We start from the raw sequence: 21,821 nt of genomic DNA on the forward strand, positions 1-21,821 counted from the left end.
GTCCTCCGTTTCGTGAGCCGGGCGAAAGGATACCCTTTGGTCAATCGCGACACAGAGGAGTCAGCACGGTGCAGTGGCCGACGTTCAATGTGAGGCCGTACGTCTGCGGTGGCATCGGGCACCTCGACGAGGCCGTCCTGGAGACGCTGCGCGGGGCCGGGCCGCGGGTCAGACCCGCCCTCCAGGCCGGGAACGCGGCCCTGTTCAGCTCCTCCCCGCTGCCTCCCTACCAGCGGGACGAGCGCACCTGGGCCTTCGCCTGGGGGGAGCGCACGCCCGGCGGGGCGGCCCCGTGGATCACCGTGGCGGAGACCTACGAGACGCCCGGCCTGATCGACGACGGCGAGCGGGTCACGCTGCACGCCGGAGGTCTCGGCCTCGTCGACGTCTACTACCTGTCCCACGGCGGGGCCGTCTACTTCTCCTCCCTGCTGGAACCGCTGCTCTCCCTGGCGCGCACGCCGTACGAGATCAACTGGGACGCCTGGGCCTCGATCATCCAGATGACCTTCCCGCTGCGCGACGACACCCCGTACACGCAGGTGAAACGGCTGGCGGGGGCGAGCGCGCTGGTCTTCGACCGGGCGGCGGGCCGGGTCGGCGTCGAGCGGATGCTGCCCAGGTGGCTGCGCGAGGAGCCCTACGAGGCGGGCCGGACCGCCGGGGAGATCCTGGAGATCCTGCACGAGGTCTACAAGGAGTTCGACGGGCGCCCGCTGCTGGTGCCGGTCAGCGGCGGCTACGACTCGCGGCTGCTGTGCTCGGTGGCGGTGGCGCGCGGCGCCGACGTGGAGTCGTGGACGACCAGCCCCGACGACGGCACCGACACCGACATCGTCTTCGCCAAGGCGATCACCCGCGAGCTGGGCGTGCGCCACCGGGTGATCCCCCAGGACGCCGCCGCCTACCCCGACGACGCGCTGGCCGCGGCGCGGCGGCTGGAGTTCCTCACCCCGCACCACGCCTGGTACACCCCGTTCGCCCGCGAGGTGCACCGGGCGGGCCGCACCCTGGTCGACGGGCTGGCCGGGGGTCCGCTGCTGAAGAACTTCATGGTCAGCGGGGCCGCGCTGGACGCCTCCACGCAGGCCGAGCGCAAGGCCGCGCTGCTCGGCTCGCTGACGCTGGGCTCCCCGTCCGTGCCGTTCCTGTCGGAGGAGGCCGGGGCCTGGATCACCGACAGCGTCGGGCACGCCTTCACCCAGTCGACCGCCATGCTCAACGGCCACCGGGCGGAGCTGCCGCTGTCGGTCCTGCACACCAGGACCGCGCGGGGCATCGCCCGCTCGCCGGTCAGCCTGGTCGGCCCCGAGGCCTCGTTCGCGGCGCCGTTCATCCACCCCGCCTTCTTCGACGCGGCGCTCTCGGTCGGCGTGCACCGCAAGGACCAGGGGCGCTTCTACCGCGAGATCCTGTACGCGGCCAACCCGCGCGTGGCCGCGCTGCCCTCCACCAACGTGGTCAAGCAGCCGCTCCAGCGGGTCCCGCTCCGCTCGGCCGCCGCGCCCGCCAGGGAGTACGGGCACCGGATGCTCACCCGGGTCGCCGCCGCCGTGCCCTCGCTGCTGTCGGAGCAGCTCCACGCGGTGATCGCCGAGGGCCCCGACGGGCTCGCGCGGTTCAACGGCTGGAACGACCGCTTCTGGGTACGGGGCCTGGTGCTGTTCGGCGCCTGGCTCGGCGACTACCGGGACGACCTCCCCGACCTCACCCCTCCCTGGGCCTGACCCGCCCCGGGCCCGCCCCTTCCCAGGTCCGGCCCGGCCCGCTTGCCTGGCCCGGCTCGCCCCGCTCCGGACCCACCCCTTCCCGGGCCCAACCCACCCCGCCCCGGGCCCGGCCCGGCCCCTGTGACCCACCCGCCGGACCCCTATGACGTGGTCCGGCGGTGCCTCGCGGCGCCTTCGGGGACCGGGCCCGGAACCCCTGAACCGGGGGTCGGCCCTTACTCTCTCCGGGCGGCGCGCGTACGGGCCTGACCTGCGGGTGCGGGGCGGGACCGCTCTCCCGGGGCGTCCGATGTTTCGTCCGTGAAAACGGTGAGCGACGCGACGATTACGCGGCCTCGGCGCGATGCGCGCGGCGATTCCGTGGGGCGGTGGCGACGTGCCACGCCAAGGGGGGTTCCACGGCGTCGGACGGCTGGTAGTGTTCGGCCCAGAAAGCGCCACAAGGGACGGCCCAGAATCACAAATTCGGTCCGCCCGAGAGCATGGAGCTCGTGGGGATGACGGCTCCCGCCGGCGCGGTCACCAAACATCATCAGCCGGAGCATCCGGTGACTTCGTCCTGCCCTTCATCACCGTGAGCGAGAACACGATGACCCCATCCCCCTTCCCCTCCCCTTCCCAGGAGTCCGTGGCCGAGGACTTCGTCTCGGCGGACCCCCAGTGGTACAAGCGTGCGGTCTTCTACGAGGTGCTGGTCCGCGGGTTCAAGGACTCAAACGGCGACGGCACCGGCGACCTGCGCGGCCTCATCGAGAAGCTGGACTACGTCGAGTGGCTCGGCGTCGACTGCCTGTGGCTGCTCCCGCTGTACGAGTCTCCCCTGCGTGACGGCGGATACGACATCTCCGACTACATGAAGATCCTGCCGGACTTCGGCGACCTCGGAGACTTCGTGGAGCTGATCGAGTCGGCGCACCGGCGGGGCCTGCGCATCATCACCGACCTGGTGATGAACCACACCAGCGACAGACACCCCTGGTTCCAGGCGTCCCGGCACGACCCCGAGGGTCCGTACGGCGACTTCTACGTCTGGTCCGACGACCCGTCCGGCTACCCCGACGCGCCGATCATCTTCGTCGGCGCCGAGGAGTCCAACTGGACCTACGACCCGGTCCGCAAGCAGTACTACTGGCACCGCTTCTTCCACCACCAGCCCGACCTGAACTACGAGAACCCGGCGGTCCAGGAGGCCATGCTGGAGGTCCTGCGGTTCTGGCTGGACCTGGGCATCGACGGCTTCAGGCTCGACGCGGTCCCCTACCTCTTCGAGCGCGAGGGCACCGACTGCTCCGGCCTGCCGGAGACCCACGCGTACCTGAAGAAGGTCCGCGCCGAGGTCGACCGCCTCTACCCGGACCGGGTGCTGCTCGCCGAGGCCAACGGCTGGCCCGAGGACGTGGTCGAGTACTTCGGCGACCCCTCGGTCGGCGGCGACGAGTGCCACATGGCCTTCCACTTCCCGCTCATGCCGCGCATCTTCATGGGGGTGCGGCAGGGCAGCCGCGAGCCGATCTCCGAGATCATGTCGCGGACGCCGAAGCTCCCCGACAGCGGCCAGTGGGGCATCTTCCTGCGGAACCACGACGAGCTGACGCTCGAGACGGTGACCGAGGAGGAGCGCGACTACATGCACGCCGAGTACGCCAAGGACCCGCGCATGCGGGCCTACCTCGGCATCCGGCGCCGCCTCGCCCCGCTGCTGGAGAACGACCGCGACCAGATCGAGCTGTTCACCGCGCTGCTGCTGTCGCTGCCCGGCTCCCCGGTCATGTACTACGGCGACGAGATCGGCATGGGCGACAACATCTGGCTGGAGGACCGCGACGCGGTCCGCACCCCGATGCAGTGGAGCCCCGACCGCAACGCGGGCTTCTCCAAGGCCGACCCCGGGCGCCTGTACCTGCCCGTCGTCATGGACCCGATCCACGGCTACCAGGCGATCAACGTTGAGGCGCAGCAGAAGAACCCCGCGTCGCTGCTGCACTTCACCAGGAACATGCTGGCGATCCGCCGTGACCACCAGGTCTTCGGCACCGGCGTCTACAACGAGCTGTGGTCCAGCAACCAGGCGGTGCTCAGCTTCGTCCGCGAGGACGGCGACGACCTGATGCTGTGCGTCAACAACCTGTCGAAGTATCCGCAGCCGGTCGAGCTCGACCTGCGCCGCTTCGCGGGCATGATCCCGGTCGAGGCCAGGGGCGGGGTGCGGTTCCCCCCCGTGGGCACCCTGCCGTACCTGCTGACCCTGCCCGGCCACGGCTTCTACTGGTTCTCGCTCAAGAACGCCGACATCCCCGGCGCCGAGGGCTGAGTCCTTACCGAGAGCGCCCCGGGACGGTCACCGTCCCGGGGCTATCGCGCGGTCACCGGGACCTGGGCGCGGGCCGCGCGCCCGGCCGGGATCAGCGTCACCAGCAGGGCGGTCCCGATCGCGACGAGCATCGCGACGGCGAGCGTCAGGACCGAGGGCGTACGGCCGATGCCCGCCCCGACGCCGCTGGTGTGCCCCTGCAGGTCGATCAGCCCGCCGACCAGTGAGGCACCGGCCGCGGCGCCCGCGACCACGCCCAGCACGATCAGCAGACCGGTCCCGGTGACCAGGGTGGCGGCCACCTGCCGGGGCGTGAGACCCATCGCCTTGAGCACCGCCAGGTCGAAGGCGTGGTCGCGCAGGCCCAGCGCGCTCGCCGTCAGGAGGTTGGCCAGGCCGAGCAGGGCGAGCACGACGATCAGCGCCACGATCACCACGCGGATGATCGCGAGCCGTTCCGCCGGGTTGACCACCCGCTGCACCTCCAGGGCCTCGCCCGAGGCGATCAGCAGCCGCGCCCGCACCTCCGCCGGGTCGGCGCCCGGCCTGAGCACCAGGCTGTAGAACTGCGGCGGCACCGCGTCCTTGGCCGCGAGGCTGTCGATGCCGAAGGAGAGCACCTCGCCGTCCTGGTCGGGCTCCACCACCCGGCCCACGAGGTGCACGATCAGCGGGGTGCCGCCGACGGTGAGCCGGACCCGGTCCCCGATCTTCACGTCCAGCAGGTCGAGCAGCCCCTGCCCGGCGACGGCCTCACCCCTGGCGGCGTACATCCGCCCCTCGACGACCGAGAAGGGGTACGGCTCGGCGGAGGTTCCGGCGGCGCGGGCCAGCACGCTCCTGGTCTGCTCGGGCTCCAGCGCGGGCACCTCGGTGCCGGGGTAGGCGGCGAGCACCCCCGGGTCGGCCCTCGCGATCCGCAGGGCGTCGTCGGCCGGGAGCTTGTCCGGGCGCACGGTGAGCGCCGCCGCCTGGCCGACCCGCTCCGGGTGGCGCAGGAAGTCGTCCAGGGTGGCCCAGCAGCCGAGCCCGATGGTGATCATCATCATCGGGACCGCGACGCCGAAGATGCTCAGGAACGCCGGGACGCGCCGGGTGAAGGCGTCACGGGTGCCCAGGACCAGGGCCGGAGGCAGCCGTACGAGCAGGGCCAGGCGCGCCAGCCGCGACAGGTGCCCCCTGGGCGGCGCCGCGGGGGCCGCGGGGACGGGCGGGGTGCGGCAGCCCCGCCAGGCGGGCAGGGCCACCGCCACCAGGACCACGGCGGCGGTGCCGCCGGCGATGGCGAGCAGCGGGACCGGGGAGAGCGGCAGGATCGGCACCCCGTCCAGGACGAACGAGGCGGCGATCTGGCCGCAGACCAGCCCGATGACGATGCCGAGCAGCCCGAGCGCCCCGTGCTCGGCCATGAGCACGCCGAAGACCTGGCCCCGGGTGTAGCCGAGGGACTTGAGGGTGGCGATGTCGCGGGTCTGGCTCAGCACCCGGCCGCCCACCGCGTTGGCGATGGCGAGCGCGGCGGCGACCAGCCCGGTGATCCCGAACAGGGCGAGCAGCAGGCCGAGCAGCCGGTTGTCCAGCTCCATCGAGGCGCGGACCTCGCGCCAGGTGGACATCCGCTGGATCTGCCCCTCCAGGAGGGTGACGGCGCCGTGGACGGCGGGCAGCGTGGCCTCGCCGTCGGACAGGCGCAGCCCGGTGACCGACTCGCTGCGGCCCAGCGCGGGCTCGACCCTGGCCAGGACGGGCGCGAGCGTCCAGGCCAGGCCGGGCGTCCACTCGGGGTAGAAACCCTGGTCGGCGGTGTCGGCCAGGCCGACCACGACGAGCGGGTGGGTGGCGCCGTTGAGCGCGGTCACCGGGAAGGTGCCGCCCACCCCCAGGCTGAGCGCCCTGGCGAAGGAGCGCTCGACGACCACGCCGTCGGTGTCGCCGGGGCGCAGCGGGCGCCCCTCGCGGATCAGGGGGACGGCGACCTGCGGCGGCGCCGCGGACATCTCCCGCAGCGCCACCGGCGACTTCTTCCCGTCCAGCGTGAGGGTGACCGGGGCCGACCGGTAGGGTCCGGCGACCTGGACCACGCCCGGGAGTCTCGACAGCGCGGCCGGGTCGGGGGCGTCCTTGGTGTGTATCCACACGTGCGCGCCCCTGGACTCGGCGAACAGCCCGCGCCACGGGTTGGTGCCGTCCTCCAGCAGGGTCGCGGAGGTGATCAGCGCGGTGACGATCCCGGCCACGGCCAGCACCGTCAGCAGCGCCTGGCCCCTGCGGGCCCCGAGATCGGCCCGGATCCACCTGACGGAGGCGCGTACGGTGCTCACCGCGACGCCCCCCGCACGGACCGCGACGTCAGGGACCGTACGCCTCGTGAAGCCCGTGAGACATGTGAGGCCCGCGCGGCCGCGGGCCGGGAAGGCACAGCCCGGGGAGCCCGCGGATCCACGGGCCGGGAAGGCACGGGCCGGGAAGCCCGCGCGGCCGCGGGCGGGGAGGACCGGAAGCGCACCGTCAGCCTCTCAGCTCGACGACGTCGCCTGCGCTGCCCTTGGGGCGGCGGCGGGCCAGCCCGGCGCCGCCGTCGTCGACGATCTGGCCGTCCAGGAGGGAGACCACCCGGTCGGCCAGGCTGGCCACCCTGGCGTCGTGGGTGACCAGGATGACGGCCTGGCCCTCGCGGTGGACCTCGCCGAGCAGGCGCAGGACGTCGCGGGTGTTGCGGCTGTCGAGGTTGCCGGTGGGCTCGTCCGCGAGCAGCAGGCTCGGCTCGTTGGCCAGCGCGCGGGCCAGCGCGACCCGCTGCTGCTCGCCCCCGGCGAGCTGGGAGGGGGCGGCGTCGGCGCGGGCGGTCAGGCCGAGCTCGCCGAGGAGGTGTTCGCGGCGCCGGCGGGCCTCGCGCGTGGAGGCGCCGGCCAGCAGCGCGGGCAGCTCGACGTTGTCGGCCACCGTCATGTTGGCGACGAGGTTGAAGAACTGGAAGACGAAGCCGATCTTCCGGCGGCGCAGCAGCGCCCAGGCGCTCTCGTTGAGCGTGTCGGCCCGCTGCCCGTCGAGCCAGATCTCGCCGCTGGTCCTGGCCTCGAGGCCGCCGATCATGTGGACCAGGGTGGACTTGCCGGAGCCGGACGGGCCCATGACCGCCACGAACTCCCCCGGGCCCACGCGCAGGTCGACCCCCCGCACCGCGGGCACCGGCACCCCGCCGTCCTGGTAGATCTTGACGAGATTGACGGTTTCGACCACGGGAACCGTTTCGCCCACGGGAACCACGGGAGACGTCAACTCAGGTCCTCCTGGCAGCGTTCGAGCCAGTCGAGGTCGGCCTGGAGGTGCAGCATGGCCCCCTCGACCAGCAGGAGCGCGACGCGGTTGTCCGGGTCGGTCCGCTCGGCGAGCTCGTTGAGGTCACGCATGAGTCCGAGGTAGTGACGGCGCTGGCGGTTGATCATCGCCATCCTGTCGGCGATGCCGGTCATCGGGGCCAGCACGAGCTTCATGAAGAACTCGTCCCGGACCCTGGGCCCCTCGGTGGGCTCGTCCACCCACGTGTCGAGGATCTCGCGGCCGGCGGCCGTCAGATAGTAGACCTTCTTGTTCGGCCGGTTGGACTGCTCGACGTCCACGGCGCGCACCAGGCCGTCCTTCTCCAGCCGGCCGAGCGTGACGTAGATCTGCCCGATGTTCGGTGAAGGGTAGGCGCTGCCGAAGATCTGTTCAAGTGCCTGTTTGAGCTCGTAGCCGTGGGCAGGTTCCTTCGCGAGGAGCGCCAGCAGTGTCAGCCGCACGCCCCACCTCCTCGGAGAGCTCGTTACGTGAGCGTTACGGGGTTATCCGTTGACGGTGATGTTATCGCTATGCATAACATGCATGCATCTACCTAACACGTATGTAACCAACTGGAAACCGGGAGGTCATGGTGCGCCGACTCACCCCCGTCGCGCTCGCCGTGCTTCTCGTGTCGCTTCTCGTGGCGGGGTGCTCGGCGGCCGGCGCGCGGGAGACCGAACGCTTCGGCGGGACCGGCCCGTTCACCCTGGTGATCGGACGTCCCGCGACCGCCTACCTGCAGCCGCTGCTCGACCGGTGGAACCAGACCCACCCCGGGGAGCGGGCGACCCTGCTCGAACTCCCCGAGGCGGCCGACGAGCAGCGTGCCCAGATGGTTGCCAACCTCCAGGCCAGAAGCGACCGGTACGACGTGATCGGGCTGGACGTGATCTGGACCGCCGAGTTCGCCGAGGCCGGCTGGATCCTGCCGCTGGAGCGCGCGATGTTCCCGCTCGACCGGTTCCTGCCGCCGGTCGTCGACACGGCGGTCTACCGGGGCAAGCTCTGGGCGGTTCCGTACACCAGCAACGCCGGTCTCCTCTACTACCGCAGGGACCTGCTGGCCAAGGAGGGCTTCAAGCCGCCGAGGACCTGGGAGGAGCTGCGCGCCCAGGCGCGCGTCCTGCACGACAGGTACGGCATCGGCGGGTACGCGGGGCAGTTCCTGGCCTACGAGGGCCTGACCGTGAACTTCGCCGAGGCCGTGCAGTCGGCGGGCGGGCAGATCCTCAGCCCGGACGGCACCAAGGTGACCATGGACGTGGCCAGGGCGAAGGCCGGCCTGGACTTTCTGGTGGGCGGGTTCCGGGAGGGGTGGATCCCGCAGGAGTCGCTCTCCTTCAAGGAGGACGAGGCGCAACTCGCCTTCGAGGAGGGACGGCTGGCCTTCGCCCGCAACTGGCCGCACGCCTACGGACCGGCCACCACCTCGTCGGTCGCCCGCAAGTTCGGGGTGACCCGGCTGCCCGGTCTCGACGGCCCCGGCACCGGCTCGCTCGGCGGCTACAACCTCGCGGTGAGCGCCTTCTCCAAGCGGCAGAAGTCGGCCACCGAGTTCATCCGCTACTTCACCGGCCTGGAGAACCAGCGGCGGGTGCTCGCCGACGGCTCGTTCCCGCCCGTGTGGGCCGAGCTGTACGACGACCCCGGTCTGATCAAGCGTTTCCCCTACCTTCCGGTCCTGAAGCAGAGCATCCTCTCCGCCCGGCCCAGGCCCGCCAGCGCCAACTACGACCAGGTGAGTCTGGTGATCGCCAGTGCGGTCTCCAACGCCCTCACACCGCCCTTCACCGAGCACGACAGCGAGGACGTCGTCTCCTCCATGAAGGGCCAACTCGAAGAGATCATCCGGGCTCAATGACGCCGGGCCGACCCCCGGCAGAAGCCGTCATCCCCATTTCGGCTGCTTGTTCGTCCTATACAGCTCAATTTTCAGCCTCAACGTCTCAGGAGGTCTGTTCAGCATGCGCAGAACCATTGCCGCGGTGACGACGGCGGGACTCGCTCTGGCACTCGCCGCGTGTGGCGGCGGCGAGTCGGCCGCCCCGGCACCGGCCACGAGCGACGGCGCGTCCACGTCCGCGCCGGCCGCCGCCAAGACCCTCGAAGGGGTGACCGTCGAGGTCGCCGCCAAGTGGACCGGCGCCGAGCAGGCCAACTTCGAGGCGGTGCTCAAGGCGTTCCAGGCGAAGACCGGCGCCAAGGTCACCTACGCCTCCACCGGCGAGGACACCGGCGCCTACCTCGGCCCGCGCATCGAGGGCGGCAACCCGCCGGACGTCGCGATCCTGCCCCAGCCCGGCCTGGTCCAGCAGTACGCGGACCAGAAGGCGCTCAAGCCGCTCACCGCCGAGGTCCAGAAGCAGATCGACGACAACTACACCCCGTACTGGAAGGAACTCGGCTCCGCCGACGGCCAGTCCTACGGCGTGCTGGTGAAGGCGGCCCACAAGTCGCTCATCTGGTACCGCGACCAGGCCTTCCAGGACGCCGGCGCGACACCCCCGGCCACCTGGGACGATCTGATCAAGACCGCCCAGACGATCGCCGACTCCGGCACCCCGCCGTTCTCCCTCTGCGGCGCCTCCGGCTGGACCCTGACCGACCTGTTCGAGAACGTCTACCTGTCCACCGCGGGCCCGGAGAACTACACCAAGCTCTCCAAGCACGAGATCCCGTGGACCGACCCCAGCGTGACCACCGCGCTGGAGAAGATCGGGCAGCTCGTCGGCAAGAAGGAGTTCCTGCTCGGCGGCTCCGCCGGCGCCCTGCAGACCGACTTCCCGACCTGTGTGACCCAGGTCTACGGCCAGGACAAGTCGGCGATGGTCATCGAGGCCGACTTCGTGGGTGTCACGGCCGAGCAGTCGGGCGCGAAGCTCGGCGAGGAGGCCAAGTACTTCCCGTTCCCGAAGGCCGGCGAGACCGAGCCGGTCGTGCTGGGCGGCGACATCGCGGTGGCGCTGAAGGACTCCAAGGGCGCGATGGCGCTGCTGGAGTTCCTCGCCTCCAAGGAGGGCGGCGAGGTCTGGGCGAAGCTCCCCGGCTACCTCTCTCCCAACCGCAACGTCTCGCCCGCCAGCTACCCGGACGAGCTGACCAAGAAGCTCGCCGAGACGATCATCGCCGCCGGCGACACCGTCCGCTATGACATGTCCGACCTCGCGCCCAGCGCCTTCGGCGGGACCGACGGCAAGGCCGAGTGGAAGTATCTGCAGGACTTCGTCCGCGACCCCTCGGACGTCAAGGGCATCCAGGCCAAGCTCGAAGACGCCGCCAAGCAGGCCTGGAAGTAGGGGAGCGGCCGTGACCGATCGGTTAGACGGCCCGCAGGGCTCGCGTGGCGGCGACGCCGCCCGCGACCCCTCCTCCGGACCTGACGACACCCGGCGGCCGGCGCAGGACGCCGGCCCCGCCCACGCTCCGGAAACCACCCCGGAGTCCCCCGAGCCCCCCGAGCTCCCCAAGGCGACGGCCTCCGGCGAGGGGGACGGCCACCCGGCCCTGGCCGACGTCAGGTCGGACGACCCCGCCGAGCCGGTCACCGAGCCTGTCGCCGAGCCGGAGCTCGCCACGGCCGGGGCGGCCGCTCCTGCGGCGGCACCGGCCAAGGTGCCCGCCGGGGCCTCCCGGCTGGGGCCGCCGCCGACGCTGGCGCTCTGGTTCCTGCTGCCGGGCGCGCTCGTGCTCGGCGTGATGGTGATCTACCCGATCATCTACTCGATCTACCGGAGCCTCTACGACGCCGGCGGCCGCACCTTCGTCGGGGCGGACAACTACGCGACGATCTTCAGCGACTCCTCCACCCTGACCACGATCAGGAACAACCTGATCTGGGTCGCGGTGGCGCCCGCCCTGGTCACCGTGATCGGCCTCATCTTCGCGGTGCTGACCGAGCGGATCCGCTGGGCGACCGCGTTCAAGCTGGTCGTGTTCATGCCGATGGCCGTCTCGCTGATGGCCTCCGGCGTCATCTTCCGCCTGGTCTACGAGCAGGCCCCCGACCGGGGCGTGGCCAACGCCGTGATCACCTCGGTGACCGGCCTCTTCGGCTCGGACCAGGGCTATCCGGACGCCCGTCCCCGGGAGAACGACCAGTCCCCGGTCGCCCCCGGGCAGGGCGGCGGGGTGGTGGCCAAGCAGCCCGCGCAGCCGGGGCAGGCGGTGCTCCTGCCGCTCGTGGGCGTGAAGCCCGCCACCCTCGCCTCGGCCTCGACGGCGAAGGCGGCCCAGCCGGGCCCCGGCGAGCTGGCCGGGACCGTCTGGTTCGACTTCACCCAGGGCGGCGGCGGCGCGCCCAACCAGGTGGACGGCACCGAGAAGGCCCTGGCCGGGATGACGGTCGAGGCGGTGCAGAACGGCGCCGTCAAGGCCACCGCCACCAGCGAGGCCGACGGCACCTTCCGCTTCACCGGGCTCGCCCCGGGCGAGTACCAGGTGCGGCTGCCGCAGTCGAACTTCGACGCGGCCTTCGGCGGCATCCCCTGGCTGGGCCCGACGCTGATCACCCCGGCGATCATCGGCGCGTTCGTCTGGGTGTGGGCCGGGTTCGCCATGGTGCTGATCGCGGCCGGGCTCGCGGCCATCCCGCGTGACGCGCTGGAGGCTGCCCGCATCGACGGCGCCACCGAGTGGCAGGTGTTCCGGAAGATCACCGTTCCGTTGCTCTCCCCGGTGCTGCTCGTCGTGTTCGTCACGATGATCATCAATACCTTGAAGGTCTTCGACCTGGTCTTCGTCATCGCGCCGGGATCGGTGCAGCCGCAGGCCAACGTGATCGCGCTGGAGATGTGGCGGGTCTCGTTCGGCGGGGGCAGCAACCAGGGGCTGGGCAGCGCGCTCGCCATCTTCCTGCTGGTCCTCGTCCTGCCCTTCATGATTCTCAACATCCGCCGGTTCAGGAGGGACAACCAGTGACGACCTCCACCCTTGACGCCCCGCCCCGCGGCGCCCTCGGCAGGATCGTGGACCGGCTGGGCGGCGGCCTGGTCCAGGCGGTGCTGGTGGTGATCGGCCTGTTCTGGCTGGTTCCCACGCTGGGACTGTTCGTGGTCTCGATCCGCGACGAGACGGCCAACAACTCCACCGGCTGGTGGACGATCCTCACCAAGCCGGCCGAGCTGACCTTCAAGAACTACTCCGACCTGCTGGCCACCGGGTTCACCGCGTCGTTCTGGAACACCGTGTTCATCACGGTGCCCTCCACCGTCCTGGTGATCGGCATCGCCGCCATGGCGGCGTACGCGTTCGCCTGGATGGAGTTCCCCGGCAGGGACGCGCTGTTCCTGGTGGTGGTCGGCCTGCTGGTGGTGCCGACCCAGATCGCGCTCATCCCGATCGCGAAACTGTACGGCTCCGCCGGGATCTTCGGCTCCATCGTGAGCGTGGTGCTCTTCCACGTCGCCTTCGGACTTCCCTTCGCCATCTTCCTGCTCCGCAACTTCTTCGCGGGCATCTCGCGCTCGCTGCTGGAGGCGGCGCGGATGGACGGCGCGGGGGAATGGAAGATCTTCTCCACCGTGGTGTTCCCGCTGGCCAAGCCGGCGGTCGCCTCACTCGGGATCTTCCAGTTCCTCTGGGTCTGGAACGACCTGCTCGTCTCGCTGGTCTTCGCCAACACCGAGAACCAGCCGATGACCAAGGCCCTGCAGTCCCAGATGCGGCAATTCGGGACCAACGTGGACATTCTTGCGCCAGGGGCCTTCCTGTCGCTGATCATCCCGTTGATCCTCTTCTTCGCCTTCCAGCGGTACTTCGTCCAGGGGATGATGGCCGGCTCGGTGAAGTGATCCACAGGGGCAGGCCCGGTGCGACGCGCGCTGATTTCCAGCACTTTCCAGCACGCGCCGTACCGGGCCTAAAACCTCGATAGGGTCCTGCACATGGCCGCACGCCCCTTGAACGAAGTCGTGGAAGCCGGGTGGGCCAAGGCCCTCGAACCCGTCGCCGAGAAGATCGCCGAAATGGGCGAGTTCCTCCGGAAGGAGGTGGCGGAAGGCCGGCAGTACCTCCCTGCGGGCGCCAACGTGCTCCGGGCCTTCCAGCAGCCCTTCGACCAGGTCAAAGTGCTGATCGTGGGCCAGGACCCGTACCCCACGCCGGGGCACCCGATCGGCCTGAGCTTCTCCGTGGCCGCGGACGTGCGCCCGATCCCGGGCAGCCTGCGCAACATCTACAAGGAGCTCACCGAGGACCTCGGGCTGCCGATGCCGGGCAACGGCGACCTGACCCCCTGGACCGAGCAGGGCGTGCTCCTGCTCAACAGGGTGCTCACCGTCATGCCGGGCAAGCCCGCCTCGCACCGCGGCAAGGGCTGGGAAGAGGTCACCGAGCAGGCCATCAAGGCCCTCGTCGCCCGCGACAAGCCGATGGTGGCGATCCTGTGGGGACGCGACGCCCGCAACCTGCGCCCGATGCTCGGGTCCGTCCCGGCCATCGAGTCGGCCCACCCCAGCCCTCTGTCGGCCCGCAGCGGCTTCTTCGGCTCCCGCCCGTTCAGCAGGACGAACGAGCTTCTCCAGCAGCAGGGCGCGGGCCCCGTGGAGTGGAAGCTCCCCTAGGCAGTTCCCACCCCACCCAGGCACTAGGATTTCCACCATGAGTGATGTATCGGGCACCGAACGCTATCTGCGTCTGACCGTTGAGCTGACCGTGGAGGTGCAGGACCTCGCCGCCCTGCAAACCGCCGCGCTGAAAGAGATCAACCACCCTGACGCCGATCTGGACGACGACGAGCGTAAGGAGCAGGCCGAGCTGGTCTCGGCCGACGACACCGGCGCCAGCGCGCTGCAGTGGCTGATCGAGCCGGACCACGTCCTGGGCCTGATCGAGCACGTCGACCAGATCGAGCCCCGTGAGGCCGTGCTGGGCGTCGAGCCCTCCGACGGTCCCTCGGACGAGGACGAGGACGACGACCACGCGGGCCACGACCACAGGCACTGAGACCACGGCACTGAGACGATCACCGCCACCCCGGCGGTGGTGGGCCTTCCCGGCCAGGCGCCCCGCCGGGAAGGCCCCCCACCGCCGGGGCTTTTTCATCACCGGGGCTTTCGGCCGCCGGAGCTTTTCATCACCGGAGCTTTTCACCGCCGGGGTTTCGGCCGCTGAGGTTTCGGCCGCCGGGGCTTTTCACTGCCGAGGGCCCGCAGGAAAGGCCCGCGCCTCAGCCGGTGACGATGACCTTCTCCCGGCGAGCCGCCAGGGCGTCCCGCTGCCGGGCCAGCTCTTCGAGGCGAAGGTCCAGACCGTTGACCGTGCGCCTCACCCACTCGGCGACGTCCGCGACGGCCGCGCCGGTCTCCGAGATCCGATGATGCTTGATCGCGTCGGTGATGATGTTGTCGAAGAACATGTCGGCGAACCAGCGGGTGTCCACCTTGGGAAGCTTCGGGGTGACGTTCACGCCGATGTCGACGAGCTCCCTGGAGAAGGTGTCCAGCAGCTGCTGGGCGTGCCAGGCGGCCTCGTCCGCGTTGCGCAGGTGGCCGTGCTCCACCATGTCCGCGAAGCCGCCCCCGGCCAGCATGTCCCACCTGGAGGCGCCGCGGGCGCCGCCGAGGCAGCGCAGGACCTCGCCGACCCCGTGCAGCGCGTCGACCCCGGCCTGGTGGGCCTCCTGATGCTCCACGAGGTCGGCGCGGGTGTCGGCGAGACGGTGGCCGATCTCGACCAGCTCGCGCCCCTCGGGGGCGCCGGAGGCGACCAGCCGGCGCTCCTCCCGCTCCAGCAGCGCGTCGTACTCCTCCCGCGCCGTCCCCAGCCCGGCGAGCCCCTCGTCGACGGCCGCCCGGTCCGCGTTCAGCCATTCGAGGCGGTTGCGCTGGCCGTCCAGGCGTTGCCGTACGGCCAGCGCCTCGGCGCGCTCCCTGACGAGCCGCTCCTCCCTGGACCCGGTGAGCCCGGACAGGAGGGCCGCGAAGCCGCCGCCCTCCAGTTTGGAGACGTCCCGTTCCTCCTTGGCGAGCTGCTCCTCGAGGTCACCCAGGAGCGTCCCGACCTCGTCGAGCTGCACGGCCACCGCCTCGCGCCGGCTGGTCAGTTGTTCGAGCCGGCGCACCCGTTCGCGGGCGGCGAGCAGGGCGTCGGCGGCGTTGTCATAGGGGGTCACACCTGTGCGACGCGTGGGAAGGACGATTCGTTCCGGACCTTCCCGGATCATCGCTCACGGCGCTCGCCCGGCCCGGCTCAGCCCATGGGCACCAGCGGCGCCGGATAGCCCGGGACGCCCGAGGGGAGCCTCCAGGGCTCGTGGACCATCCGCGTGGGCACGGCGTCGAGTTCGGGGACGTAACGGCGGACGTACTCGCCGTCCGGGTCGTACCGTCTGGCCTGCCGGATGTGGTTGACGGGCCGGTTGGGCCGGGTGTCGTTGCCGGTCCCCGCGACCCACTGCCAGTTGCCGTAGTTGTTGGCGACGTCGCCGTCGAGCAGCAGGTCGAAGAAGTGGTCGGCGCCGACGCGCCAGTCGACGCCCAGCCGCCGGACGAGGAACGAGCCCACGATCAGGCGTGCCCGGTTGTGCATCCAGCCCTCGGTGAGCAACTGCCGCATCCCGGCGTCCACGATCGGAACCCCGGTCAGGCCCTCCTTCCACGCCTGCGCCGCGTGGTCGTCGTCGCGCCACTCGTGCCCGCGCGGCCGGTAGTCGTCCCGGTTGATACGCGGGAAGGCCCGTGTCACCTGGTAGAAGAAGTCACGCCAGCACAGCTGCCTGACGAACTCGTCGGCACCCCTGCGGTCCTCGCCCTCTTCCTCTATCTCCCCCACGTCCCTCGCGTCACCCGCGCCCCCCGCCTCCCTGGCGAGCGCCTCCAGCTCCAGCGGCGAGACGCAACCGAAGCGCAGGTAGGGGCTGAGCCTGGAGGTGCGGTTGCCCGCCATGTCGTCGTGGCCGTCGGCGTAGTCCTCCACGCAGTGCCTCAGCCACTGCTCCATCCTCCGGCGCCCTACCTCCTCACCGCCCCTGAACAGCTCGTACGGCTCACGCCCCGGCTCGGGCAGCTTTCCGGCCCTCAGGCCGCCGGGGACGTGCACCATGCCGGGGGCCTTGAGCACCTCCCTGCGCGGCTGCCGGGCCCAGGCCCGCAGGTAGGGCGTGAAGACCCGGTAGTGGTCGCCTCCGCCCGTCGGCCTCAGGGCGTCGGGGGGCACGATCGTCAGGCCGGGGAACAGGCGGAACGCCATCCTGAGGCGCTCGCACTCCTCGGCCAGGCGCCGCTGCCTGCGTCGCGCGAGGGTGCTGACGTCCAAACTGGTGTGGACGGCCCGGGCCCCCGTCTCCTCCGCCAGGCGCATCGTCTCGGCGATCGTGTCACCGTGGCGCACGATCAGCTCACCGCCCCGCCCGCGGAGCGATCCACGCAGGTCGGCGAGACATTCGGCGAGGAACCCCCCGCGGTTGCCCGAGTCGCCCGAGGGGATGGCGGGGTCCGCGACGAAGAGCGGTATGACATGACGTGCGCGCTCGCACGCCGCGGCGAGCGCCGGGTGGTCGTGCACCCGGAGGTCGCGGCTGAACAAAACGATCACAGTATCGGTCACGTTTTTCCTTCGCCCGGTAACGCTCCGTCGGTTGCGTCCACCAGGGGCCCGGAACTCGAAAGAACGTTCAGGGAGCGACCGCTCCCCTCGCCTGTCACGCTGGTACCGCACATAGCAGGCTCGAAATGGGATGAGATGGACGAGCAGCGTCAAGTGGTAGCCGACGAGGAGCCCGGATACGGCATCGGAGCCGTCGCCCGGCGCCTCGGAGTACCCGCCCCCACGCTGCGGACCTGGAACCTACGTTACGGCGTGGGCCCGAGCCGCCGGAGCCCGGGGGGACACCGGCGCTACGACGCCCGCGACCTGTGGCGCCTGGAGGAGATGAACCGGCTCATCAGGAGCGGGATTCCGGCCTCCGACGCGGCACGGAGGGTCCTGCGGATCGAGGTCGTCCCCTCCGCGCCTCCGGAGGAGCGGGAACGGGAGCCGGAGCGGGAACCCGAGTGGCCGGCCCCGAAGGGGATCCCGTCCCTCAAGGCCGACCGGCCGCCCGGCGTGCCGACGGTGGCGATGCTGGCGCGGGCAGCGACGATGCTGGACAGCGGGGCCGTGCACGACTGGATCGGCGCGGCGCTGGCCAGGCACGGCGTGCTGTGGACCTGGGAGCGCCTGGTGATGCCGGTCTTCGAGACGATCTGCAGGCGCCAGTCCGAGAGCGGGGCGAGCATCGAGGTCGAGCACCTGTTCTCCGACCGGCTGATGGCCGCGCTGATCGGGCTCACCGAACGCCCCGCCCGCCCGGCCGGCCCGCGTCCCGTGCTGCTCGCCTGCGCCGAGAACGACCTGCACAGCCTGCCGATCTACGCGCTCGCCGCCGCGCTGACCACCGAGCATCGGGTGGAGACCCGGGTGCTGGGCGCCCGGACCCCGTATCCGGCGCTGGCGGACGCGATGCGGCGGCTGGGTCCCTCGGTGGTCTTCGTCTGGTCCCAGCTGCCCGAGACCGGGGATCCCGCCCCGCTCGCGTCGCTGCCCGTGCTCCGCCCGCCGAGCCTGGTCGTCGCCGGCGGCACGGGCTGGTGGGACGGCCTGCCCGCGTCCATCCCGCGCGTCGCGTCGTTCCAGGACGCGATCACCCGCGTCGTGGCCGCCGCCCTGGCCTGATCCTTTCCCGCACGCCTCCGACACGCCCCGCACCTGCGGGAACCTCCGCGCCGCACCTGCGGGAACCTCCGCGCCGCACCTGCGGGCACCTGCGCGCCGTACCTGCGGGAACCACCGCGCCGTACCTGCGGGAACCACCGCGCCGTACCTACGGGCACCTGCGCCCCGTACCTGCGGGAACCTCCGTGCCGCTCGCTTGCGATCACGGCCTTCGAGCGAGTATGAATAAGTTTTGAGTAGCTTTTCTCGGTAAGAGGAGGCATCATGACAGACCCCCTGAACACCCGGTTCGCCGCGGGCGACGAGGCGGCGCTGGTCGAGTGCTTCCAGGCCCACGGGCCCCTCGTCCGCTCCTACCTGCGACGGTTCGTTCGCCCCCAGGATGTGGACGACCTTCAGCAGATCGTGTTCGCGGAGGTCTGGCGTTCCCGGCACCGCTTCGACCCGGCGCGCAGCCTCCCCGCCTGGATGCTCGGCATCGCCCACAAGCGGGCGGTCGACCAGCTGCGGATCCGCACCCTGCAAACGGTGCCGCTGGATGCCGTCGCGGACCGCGCCGGCGCCGACGGCCGGACCGACGGCGACGGCCTGGCGGAGCGCGACCAGGTGCAGCGGGCGCTGGCCGAGCTGCCCGCGCCGCAGCGCCAGGCGATCGAGCTCGCCTACTACGGCGACCTGACCCAGCGGGAGATCGCCGAGAGGCTGAGCGTCCCGCTCGGCACGATCAAGGCACGTACGGCACGCGGCCTGCGCCGCCTGTCCGGGATCCTCGGCACGGCCGCGACGGGCGGCCGGCACACCGACCCCCGCCGGAGTGAAGTGGCCGCCGCGCGTGGCGCGGACGGTACGGACGTGATGGACGAGGTGGACACGATGCACGGAACCGGCCGGACCGGCGGGACCGACGAGACGGGCGGGCAGGTCGTCAGGCCGAGGATCGCGGTGTCCAGCTGCCTGATGGGCGAGCCGGTCCGTTTCGACGGCGGGCACAGCCGCAACCGGTTTCTCAACGGCGAGCTCGACAGGCACGTCGAGTGGGTGCACATCTGCCCGGAGATGGAGATCGGGCTCGGCAGCCCACGCGAGACCCTCCGCCTGGAGCTCTCACCGGACGGGACGCGGCTGGTCTCCAGGAAGAGCCGGGTGGACCTCACCGACAGGATGACCGCCCTCGCCGAAGAACGGGCTCCGGCCCTGCGCGAGGTGGACGGCTACGTCCTCAAGTCCAGGAGCCCCAGCTGCGGGGTGCACGGCATCCCCGTCCACGCCGGGGGCACGACCGTGGATCACAAGGGCACGGGGGTGTTCGCGGCCGCGGTCCTCGGCACCCATCCGCTGTTGCCCGTCGAGGACGAGGGACGGCTCAACGACGTCCTGCTCCGCGAGACCTTCGTGGAACGGGTCTTCGCCCGCGCCCGGCTCCGAGCGCTGCTGGAGAGCGACTGGCGCCCTCGTGACCTGGTGGCCTTCCACGCCCGGCACAAGATGCAGATGCTGGCCCACAACCCGGCGGCCTTCCGGGAGGCGGGCAGGGTGGTGGCCCAGGCGGGCACGCGGCCCCGCGAGGAGCTGGCCGCCGACTACGCCCGCGTCTTCGGCACGGCGTTCGCCGCCAAGGCCAGCATCGGCCGGCACGTCAACGTCCTGCAGCACTGCGTGGGCATGGTGGGCGACGCACTCGACCCGGTGCGCCGGGCCGACCTGGCCGAGGTCATCGCCTCCTACCAGGCCGGGCAGGTGGCGCTGAGCGTCCCGGCGACCCTGATCCGCCACCACGCCCAGGGCCTGGCCGCCGACTACGTGCGGGACCAGACGTACTTCTCCCCGTACCCCGAGGACCTCCGGCTGCGCAACCACGTGCCGGCCTGAGCCCGCGGCCCGGACGGCAGGCTCCCGCGGCCGACTCGGACGGCCGGATCCCGCGGCCGGTCCGGACGGCAGGCTCCCGGACGGCCGCTCCCTCACCACAGCGAGGGAGCGGCGAGCCGTCACCGCAGGGGAAAGGCGATCTCACCACCGCGAGGGAACGGTGAGCTCACCACCCCGAAAAAGCGGCGAGGAAACGGTGAGGGAACGGCTCAGAGGGCCGGATCCAGCCTCACCACCGCGAGGGAGCGGGGGGGCAGGAACAGCTCCTCCCCCTCCGTGGTCGCCGACGGGTCGGAGGCGAGCAGGATGTGGCCGGGCGCGAACCGGCCCGTCCCCAGCTTGACCGTGAGCGCGACCGGGCCGAGGTTGGCCGCCACCCTGAGCCCTCCCCGGTGCACGACCAGCCAGGACTCGCCGTGGTCGACCCGTACCCGATCCAGCCTCGGGTCCGTCAGCTCGGGATGGGCGCGGCGCAGCGCGATGAGTGCGCGGTACCAGTCGAGGTGGGCCCGGTGGGCGTCGTCGTCCAGCTCGCTCCAGTCGAGCTTGGAGCGCAGGAACGTCAGCTCCTCGCCCGGATCGGGAGCCTTGTCCGCCCAGTCGTCGTAGCCGAAGCCGACGAACTCCCGCCGCCGCCGCTCGCCCTCGCCCTCGCGCAGCTGCGGCTCGACGTGGTCGGTGAAGAACAGGAACGGCGCCCGCGTCCCCCACTCCTCCCCCATGAACAGCATGGGCGTGAACGGCGAGGTCAGCAGGAGCCCCGCGGCCAGCCGCAGCGCCTCGGGCGCCATCCGGTCGCCCTCGGCGCGGTTGCCGATCTGGTCGTGGTTCTGCGCGCAGCAGACGAAGCGGTAGCCGGGCACGTGGGACGCCGGGCGGCCGTGCGAGCGTCCCCGGAAGGAGGAGTAGGTCCCGTCGTGGTAGTAGGCGCGGGTCAGCACCTTGGGCAGGGCGCCGTAGAAGTCGTCGTAGTAGCCGTGCCGCTCACCGGTCGCCGCCACGTGCAGGGCGTGGTGGACGTCGTCGTTCCAGGCCGCCGCGAGACCGAACCCGCCGGCCTCGCGCGGGGTCATCAGCCGGGGGTCGTTGAGGTCGGACTCGGCGATGAGCGTGAGCGGCCTGCCCACCGCCGCCGACAGCGCCTCCGTCTCGACGGCGATCTCCTCCAGCAGGTGCACGGCCCGGTCGTCGTGCAGCGCGTGCACGGCGTCCAGCCTCAGGCCGTCGATGTGGTAGTCGCGCAGCCACTGCAGCGCGTTGCCGACGAAGTAGGCGCGCACCTCGTCGGAGCCGGGGCCGTCCAGGTTGACGGCCTGCCCCCAGAAGGAGGAGGCGCTGGAGTGGAAGTACGGGCCGAAGGGGGCGAGGAAGTTGCCCGAGGGGCCGAGGTGGTTGTAGACGACGTCGAGGATCACGCCGAGCCCGCGGCGGTGGCAGGCGTTCACCAGGCGCTTGAGCCCGTCGGGGCCGCCGTAGTTCTCGGTGACGGCCCACAGGTCCACGCCGTCGTAGCCCCAGTTGCGCCCGCCGGGCACCGGCGGCACCGGCATGATCTCCACGAAGTCGACGCCGAGCTCCACCAGGTGCTCCAGCTTGCCGATCGCCGCGTCGAAGGTGCCCTCGGGGGTGAAGGTGCCGATGTGCAGCTCGTAGATGACCGAACCCGGCAGGTCACGGCCCTTCCACAGCGCGTCGCCCCACTCGAAGCGATCGTGGTCGTAGACCCGGCTCGGCCCGAAGATCCCCTCGGGCTGCCAGCGGGTCCTGGGGTCGGGCAGCGCCTCGCCCCCGTCCAGCCGGAACCGGTAGTCGGTCCCGTGCCCGGCGCCGGACACCTCCGCCGTCCACCAGCCGCCTCCGGCGGACGACATCGGGTAGCGGACCTCGCCGATCTCCACATCCACCGCCGTCGCCTGCGGTGCCCATACCTCGAACAT

The 21,821-nt window shown here is 71.5% G+C and carries 16 protein-coding genes; 10 read left to right on the top strand and 6 right to left on the bottom strand.

Features of this window, described 5'->3' with window-relative positions; genetic code table 11:
• Window positions 1-68: 68 nt before the first annotated feature.
• Entirely contained in the window at window positions 69-1,727 is a 1,659-nt protein-coding gene (locus AB0G15_RS26555; RefSeq protein ID WP_362844828.1) for an asparagine synthetase B family protein, read from the top strand.
• Between the two features lie 592 nt (window positions 1,728-2,319).
• A complete protein-coding gene (treS, locus tag AB0G15_RS26560) occupies window positions 2,320-4,041 on the top strand; it encodes a maltose alpha-D-glucosyltransferase (protein ID WP_362844831.1) in 1,722 nt (573 codons plus the stop codon).
• Window positions 4,042-4,082: 41 nt separating this feature from the next.
• On the opposite strand, the gene AB0G15_RS26565 is transcribed toward treS, so the two are convergent.
• The 3 genes from AB0G15_RS26565 to AB0G15_RS26575 all read right to left on the bottom strand — a co-directional run bounded on the left by AB0G15_RS26565 (window position 4,083) and on the right by AB0G15_RS26575 (window position 7,823).
• A complete protein-coding gene (locus AB0G15_RS26565) occupies window positions 4,083-6,362 on the bottom strand; it encodes an ABC transporter permease (RefSeq protein WP_362844834.1) in 2,280 nt (759 codons plus the stop codon).
• A gap of 187 nt (window positions 6,363-6,549) precedes the next feature.
• Window positions 6,550-7,299 (bottom strand): ABC transporter ATP-binding protein, encoded by a 750-nt coding sequence (locus AB0G15_RS26570; RefSeq protein WP_362844837.1) that lies wholly within the window; start codon window positions 7,297-7,299, stop codon window positions 6,550-6,552.
• A gap of 17 nt (window positions 7,300-7,316) precedes the next feature.
• Window positions 7,317-7,823, bottom strand: a complete 507-nt coding sequence (locus tag AB0G15_RS26575) for a PadR family transcriptional regulator (RefSeq protein WP_362679816.1) — start codon at window positions 7,821-7,823, stop codon at window positions 7,317-7,319.
• A 128-nt stretch (window positions 7,824-7,951) separates the two neighbouring features.
• Here AB0G15_RS26575 and AB0G15_RS26580 point away from each other — a divergent pair, with 128 nt between their 5' ends.
• The 6 genes from AB0G15_RS26580 to AB0G15_RS26605 all read left to right on the top strand — a co-directional run bounded on the left by AB0G15_RS26580 (window position 7,952) and on the right by AB0G15_RS26605 (window position 14,307).
• Window positions 7,952-9,226, top strand: coding sequence for an ABC transporter substrate-binding protein (locus AB0G15_RS26580; RefSeq protein WP_362844839.1), 1,275 nt, complete (start codon window positions 7,952-7,954; stop codon window positions 9,224-9,226).
• A 103-nt stretch (window positions 9,227-9,329) separates the two neighbouring features.
• Window positions 9,330-10,661: an ABC transporter substrate-binding protein gene (locus AB0G15_RS26585; protein WP_362844842.1), complete on the top strand. Its 1,332-nt coding sequence runs from the start codon at window positions 9,330-9,332 to the stop codon at window positions 10,659-10,661.
• A 10-nt stretch (window positions 10,662-10,671) separates the two neighbouring features.
• Window positions 10,672-12,282 (top strand): ABC transporter permease subunit, encoded by a 1,611-nt coding sequence (locus tag AB0G15_RS26590; protein ID WP_362844845.1) that lies wholly within the window; start codon window positions 10,672-10,674, stop codon window positions 12,280-12,282.
• Entirely contained in the window at window positions 12,279-13,154 is an 876-nt protein-coding gene (locus tag AB0G15_RS26595) for a carbohydrate ABC transporter permease (RefSeq protein ID WP_362844848.1), read from the top strand. The genes AB0G15_RS26590 and AB0G15_RS26595 overlap by 4 nt, the downstream gene beginning before the upstream one ends.
• Window positions 13,155-13,247: 93 nt before the next feature.
• Window positions 13,248-13,925 (top strand): uracil-DNA glycosylase, encoded by a 678-nt coding sequence (locus AB0G15_RS26600; protein ID WP_362844850.1) that lies wholly within the window; start codon window positions 13,248-13,250, stop codon window positions 13,923-13,925.
• Between the two features lie 37 nt (window positions 13,926-13,962).
• A complete protein-coding gene (locus tag AB0G15_RS26605) occupies window positions 13,963-14,307 on the top strand; it encodes a hypothetical protein (RefSeq protein WP_362844853.1) in 345 nt (114 codons plus the stop codon).
• Between the two features lie 223 nt (window positions 14,308-14,530).
• On the opposite strand, the gene AB0G15_RS26610 is transcribed toward AB0G15_RS26605, so the two are convergent.
• Window positions 14,531-15,475: a hypothetical protein gene (locus tag AB0G15_RS26610; protein WP_362844856.1), complete on the bottom strand. Its 945-nt coding sequence runs from the start codon at window positions 15,473-15,475 to the stop codon at window positions 14,531-14,533.
• Between the two features lie 77 nt (window positions 15,476-15,552).
• Window positions 15,553-16,908: a deoxyribodipyrimidine photo-lyase gene (locus AB0G15_RS26615; protein ID WP_362844859.1), complete on the bottom strand. Its 1,356-nt coding sequence runs from the start codon at window positions 16,906-16,908 to the stop codon at window positions 15,553-15,555.
• Window positions 16,909-17,043: 135 nt separating this feature from the next.
• Here AB0G15_RS26615 and AB0G15_RS26620 point away from each other — a divergent pair, with 135 nt between their 5' ends.
• Together AB0G15_RS26620 and AB0G15_RS26625 are read left to right on the top strand one after the other, a co-directional pair.
• Entirely contained in the window at window positions 17,044-18,015 is a 972-nt protein-coding gene (locus tag AB0G15_RS26620; RefSeq protein ID WP_362844862.1) for a MerR family transcriptional regulator, read from the top strand.
• 264 nt (window positions 18,016-18,279) lie between these two features.
• Entirely contained in the window at window positions 18,280-19,884 is a 1,605-nt protein-coding gene (locus tag AB0G15_RS26625) for a DUF1722 domain-containing protein (RefSeq protein WP_362844865.1), read from the top strand.
• A gap of 209 nt (window positions 19,885-20,093) precedes the next feature.
• Here AB0G15_RS26625 and treZ read toward each other — a convergent pair whose 3' ends face one another.
• Entirely contained in the window at window positions 20,094-21,821 is a 1,728-nt protein-coding gene (treZ, locus tag AB0G15_RS26630; RefSeq protein ID WP_362844868.1) for a malto-oligosyltrehalose trehalohydrolase, read from the bottom strand.

The organism is Streptosporangium sp. NPDC023825 (assembly GCF_040639575.1).
In the GTDB taxonomy this organism is placed as follows: domain Bacteria; phylum Actinomycetota; class Actinomycetes; order Streptosporangiales; family Streptosporangiaceae; genus Streptosporangium.

Excerpts from the sequence above, each read along its gene's own strand:
- treS (WP_362844831.1), top strand. The coding sequence starts at position 2,320 with ATGACCCCATCCCCCTTCCCCTCCCCTTCCCAGGAGTCCGTGGCCGAG.
- AB0G15_RS26580 (WP_362844839.1), top strand. The coding sequence starts at position 7,952 with ATGGTGCGCCGACTCACCCCCGTCGCGCTCGCCGTGCTTCTCGTGTCG.
- AB0G15_RS26585 (WP_362844842.1), top strand. The coding sequence starts at position 9,330 with ATGCGCAGAACCATTGCCGCGGTGACGACGGCGGGACTCGCTCTGGCA.
- AB0G15_RS26600 (WP_362844850.1), top strand. The coding sequence starts at position 13,248 with ATGGCCGCACGCCCCTTGAACGAAGTCGTGGAAGCCGGGTGGGCCAAG.
- AB0G15_RS26605 (WP_362844853.1), top strand. The coding sequence starts at position 13,963 with ATGAGTGATGTATCGGGCACCGAACGCTATCTGCGTCTGACCGTTGAG.
- AB0G15_RS26620 (WP_362844862.1), top strand. The coding sequence starts at position 17,044 with ATGGACGAGCAGCGTCAAGTGGTAGCCGACGAGGAGCCCGGATACGGC.
- AB0G15_RS26625 (WP_362844865.1), top strand. The coding sequence starts at position 18,280 with ATGACAGACCCCCTGAACACCCGGTTCGCCGCGGGCGACGAGGCGGCG.
- treZ (WP_362844868.1), bottom strand. The coding sequence starts at position 21,821 with ATGTTCGAGGTATGGGCACCGCAGGCGACGGCGGTGGATGTGGAGATC.